Annotated in this window: 4 protein-coding genes; 3 read left to right on the top strand and 1 reads right to left on the bottom strand. The window is 66.0% G+C overall.

What is annotated here, in order from left to right; translation table 11 throughout:
* The first annotated feature begins 153 nt into the window (after positions 1–153).
* From MXAZACID_RS19345 to gabT, 3 genes are all read left to right on the top strand, one after another.
* Positions 154–849 carry an ATP12 family protein gene (locus MXAZACID_RS19345; protein ID WP_008494383.1) on the top strand — a complete coding sequence of 232 codons (696 nt, stop codon included), beginning with the start codon at positions 154–156 and terminating at the stop codon, positions 847–849.
* The gene (locus tag MXAZACID_RS10805) at positions 846–1,142 is read left to right on the top strand and encodes an acylphosphatase (RefSeq protein WP_008494382.1); all 297 of its coding nucleotides are present in this window, start codon (positions 846–848) and stop codon (positions 1,140–1,142) included. The genes MXAZACID_RS19345 and MXAZACID_RS10805 overlap by 4 nt, the downstream gene beginning before the upstream one ends.
* Positions 1,143–1,228: 86 nt before the next feature.
* Entirely contained in the window at positions 1,229–2,506 is a 1,278-nt protein-coding gene (gabT, locus tag MXAZACID_RS10800) for a 4-aminobutyrate--2-oxoglutarate transaminase (protein ID WP_008494381.1), read from the top strand.
* Positions 2,507–2,677: 171 nt separating this feature from the next.
* Here the strand turns inward: gabT and MXAZACID_RS10795 are convergent, their stop codons facing one another.
* Positions 2,678–2,968: a DUF1330 domain-containing protein gene (locus MXAZACID_RS10795; protein ID WP_008494380.1), complete on the bottom strand. Its 291-nt coding sequence runs from the start codon at positions 2,966–2,968 to the stop codon at positions 2,678–2,680.
* Positions 2,969–3,067: the final 99 nt, after the last annotated feature.

The following is a 3,067-nucleotide window of genomic DNA, read 5'->3' as shown; positions in this document are numbered from 1 at the left end:
CCATGCCGATGTCTGCCCCGCCGCGCTCAGCCTGGCGCGGATGGGCGCCCCTGGCCCGGCGCCGGCCGCCCCCGCCAGCGCCAGCGCTCCCGCCGCCGGCAATTCTGCCCCGGCCAACGGGCCGCGCAATCTGCTGCAAGGCATCCTCGGCCAATGAAGCGCTTCTGGACCCTGGCCGCGCCGCTGCCGCAGGATGGCGGGTTTCGCGTGCAGCTCGACAAGCGGCTGGTGAAAATGCCCTCGGGCGCACCGCTCACCGTCGCCTCGCTGAAGCTGGCGGAGGCGATCGCGCAGGAATGGAACCGCACCGGCGCGGAATTCACCCCGGATGATCTGCCGCTGACCCAGATGGTCTGCACCGCGCAGGAACGGGTGGCGCTGCACCGGGAGGAGATCATCCGCCAGCTCGCCGCCTATGGGCTGAACGATCTGCTCTGCTACCGCGCCGAGGGCCCGCCGGAGCTGGCGGCGCGCCAGCACGCGCAATGGGACCCCTGGCTGCGCTGGCTGAACGCCACCCATGGCATCGGGCTGATCACCACCATCGGGCTGATGCCGGTGAACCAGCTGCCCTGGACCAAGGAGAAGCTGGAAGCCTTGCTGGCCGTGCGCGACGATGCGGCGCTGGCCGCGCTCGGCGTGCTGATCCCGGCGCTGGGCAGCTTCGTGCTTGGGCTGGCCGCCGCCGAGGGCGCGTTGGAGGCGCAGGCCGCCTGCGCCGCCGCCGCATTGGACGAGCTTTGGCAGGCCGAACAATGGGGCGACGACCCGCTGGACGAAGCCCGCCGCGCGCGGGTGCTGGCCGATGTCAGCGCCGCGCTCGATTTCCTGAACCTCACCCGCGCATGAGCGCGCTGCACCTGCTGATCTCCGGGCGGGTGCAGGGCGTTGGCTATCGGGACTGGCTGCTGCGCCGGGCACGCGCGCTGGGGCTGCAAGGCTGGGTGCGCAATCTGACGGATGGGCGGGTGGAGGCCGTGCTGGCCGGGCCGGACGCGGCCGTGCAGGCGGGCGTGCGCGCCTGCCAGGATGGCCCGCCTCTGGCCCAGGTGTTGAATATCGCCACCACGCCCTGCCCCGCCCCCGGCACCGACGGCTTCGAAAAAAAGCCCACGTCAGCGGAACAATATCGCCCGAATTGACTGGCGTGGCGGATCGGCGGCGTTTATAATCTTAAACACACCCCGATCTGGCGGGCGTGATGTCACGCGATGGAGATGGACCCGGAATGAGCACGAACAGCGAGTTGATGGCGCGCCGCATGGCGGCGGTGCCGCGTGGCGTGGGCAATGCCCATGCGGTTTTCACCGCCCGCGCGGAGAATGCCGAGCTGTGGGATGTCGAGGGCAAGCGCTATATCGATTTCGCCGGCGGCATCGCGGTGCTGAATACCGGCCATCGCCACCCGAAAGTGATGGCGGCGGTGCAGAAGCAGATGGAGGCCTTCACCCATACCTGCTTCCAGGTCACGCCGTATGACAGCTACATTGAGCTGGCGGAGAAGCTGAACGCCATCGCCCCGATCGAGGGCGAGGCGAAGACGATTTTCTTCACCACCGGCGCCGAGGCGCTGGAGAATGCGGTGAAGATCGCCCGCGCCGCCACCGGCCGCCCCGGCGTGATCACCTTCGCCGGCGGCTATCATGGCCGCACCATGCTGACCATGGCGATGACCGGCAAGGTGCTGCCTTACAAGAAGAAATTCGCCCCGATGCCGGCGGAGATCTACCATGTGCCGTTCCCGCACAAGCAGTTCGAGGTCAGCGTCGAGGACTCGCTGAAATATATCGACATGCTGTTCCGCGCCGATATCGAGCCAGGCCGCGTCGCCGCCATCGCGCTGGAGCCGGTGCAGGGCGAAGGCGGCTTCCTGCCCGCCCCTGAGGAGCTGCTTATCGGGCTGCGCAAGATCTGCGACGAACATGGCATCCTGCTGATCATCGACGAGGTGCAGACCGGCTTTGCCCGCACCGGCAAGATGTTCGCCATCGAGCATTCCTCGATCAAGCCCGACATCATGACGGTGGCGAAGTCGCTCGCCGGCGGCTTCCCGCTCTCGGCGGTCATCGGCAAGGCCGAGATCATGGATGCGGCCGAGCCGGGCGGGCTGGGCGGCACCTATGCCGGCTCGCCCTTGGGCTGTGCGGCGGCGCTGGCGGTGCTGGAAGTGATCGAGGAAGAGAAGCTGGTCGAGCGCGCCAATGTCATCGGCGCGCGGATGAAGACCAGGCTGGAGGCGATGGCGCAGCGCAACGACGCCCACCCGATCGCCAATATCCGCGGCCCCGGCGCGATGATCGCCTTTGACGTGGTGAAGACCCGCGGTACCGACGAGCCGGACCCGGAGGCGACGAAGAAGATCCTCGCCGCTGCCAAGGAAAAGGGGCTGATCCTGCTCTCCTGCGGCGTGTTCGGTAATGCCGTGCGGCTGTTGATGCCGCTGACCATCTCCGATGCGCTGCTCGAAGAAGGGCTGGATATCCTGGAAGCCTCGCTGGCCAGCTGACGCAAGCCGGCCATCCGCCAACAGAAAAGGCCCCGTCACCGGGGCCTTTTTCATGCGTGCGGGAAGCGATTAGAGCCTCAAGCTTTTAGCTTGAGGCTCTAGGTTTTGTTTTAGCGAGCAGTTTCATGTGCTTAGCCTGACGCTGCCGCGTCAATCTAAACGCATATTGCTCTAACCCGCATCGACCACGAACATCCGCGCCTCCTGCGCCGCTTGCCGCTCTTGCTTGATCGGCCCGTACGCCTCGGAATGATAAAATTCCAAAGCTTGCGCCAAGGTCGGAAATTCGAAAATTCCCGCCAGCGGCAGCGGCGTCACATCCCCCTCCAGCTGTGCCGCGACCGGCCCGAAATGCAGAATTTTCCCGTCCGCCGCCGCGAGTGCAGCCTGAAAGCGTGGGGCCAGAGCGGCCTGCTTGGCCGCATCGATCACCCGCAGATTGACATGAACATAAGCCGCCACGTGCGCCTCCCCTCACGAACCTTAGAGCAATATGTGTTTAGATTGACGCGGCAGCGTCAAGCTAAGAAAATGAACTTGCTCGCTAAAATAAAACCTAGC

The sequence above is a fragment of the Acidocella sp. MX-AZ02 genome, assembly GCF_000306035.1.
GTDB classification, from domain to species: Bacteria; Pseudomonadota; Alphaproteobacteria; order Acetobacterales; family Acetobacteraceae; genus Acidocella; species Acidocella facilis.
This window is presented reverse-complemented; position numbering and strand designations above follow the sequence as displayed.

What these genes read in the sequence shown, in the direction of transcription:
- MXAZACID_RS19345 (WP_008494383.1), top strand. Translation starts at nt 154, where the DNA reads ATGAAGCGCTTCTGGACCCTGGCCGCGCCGCTGCCGCAGGATGGCGGG.
- MXAZACID_RS10805 (WP_008494382.1), top strand. Translation starts at nt 846, where the DNA reads ATGAGCGCGCTGCACCTGCTGATCTCCGGGCGGGTGCAGGGCGTTGGC.
- gabT (WP_008494381.1), top strand. Translation starts at nt 1,229, where the DNA reads ATGAGCACGAACAGCGAGTTGATGGCGCGCCGCATGGCGGCGGTGCCG.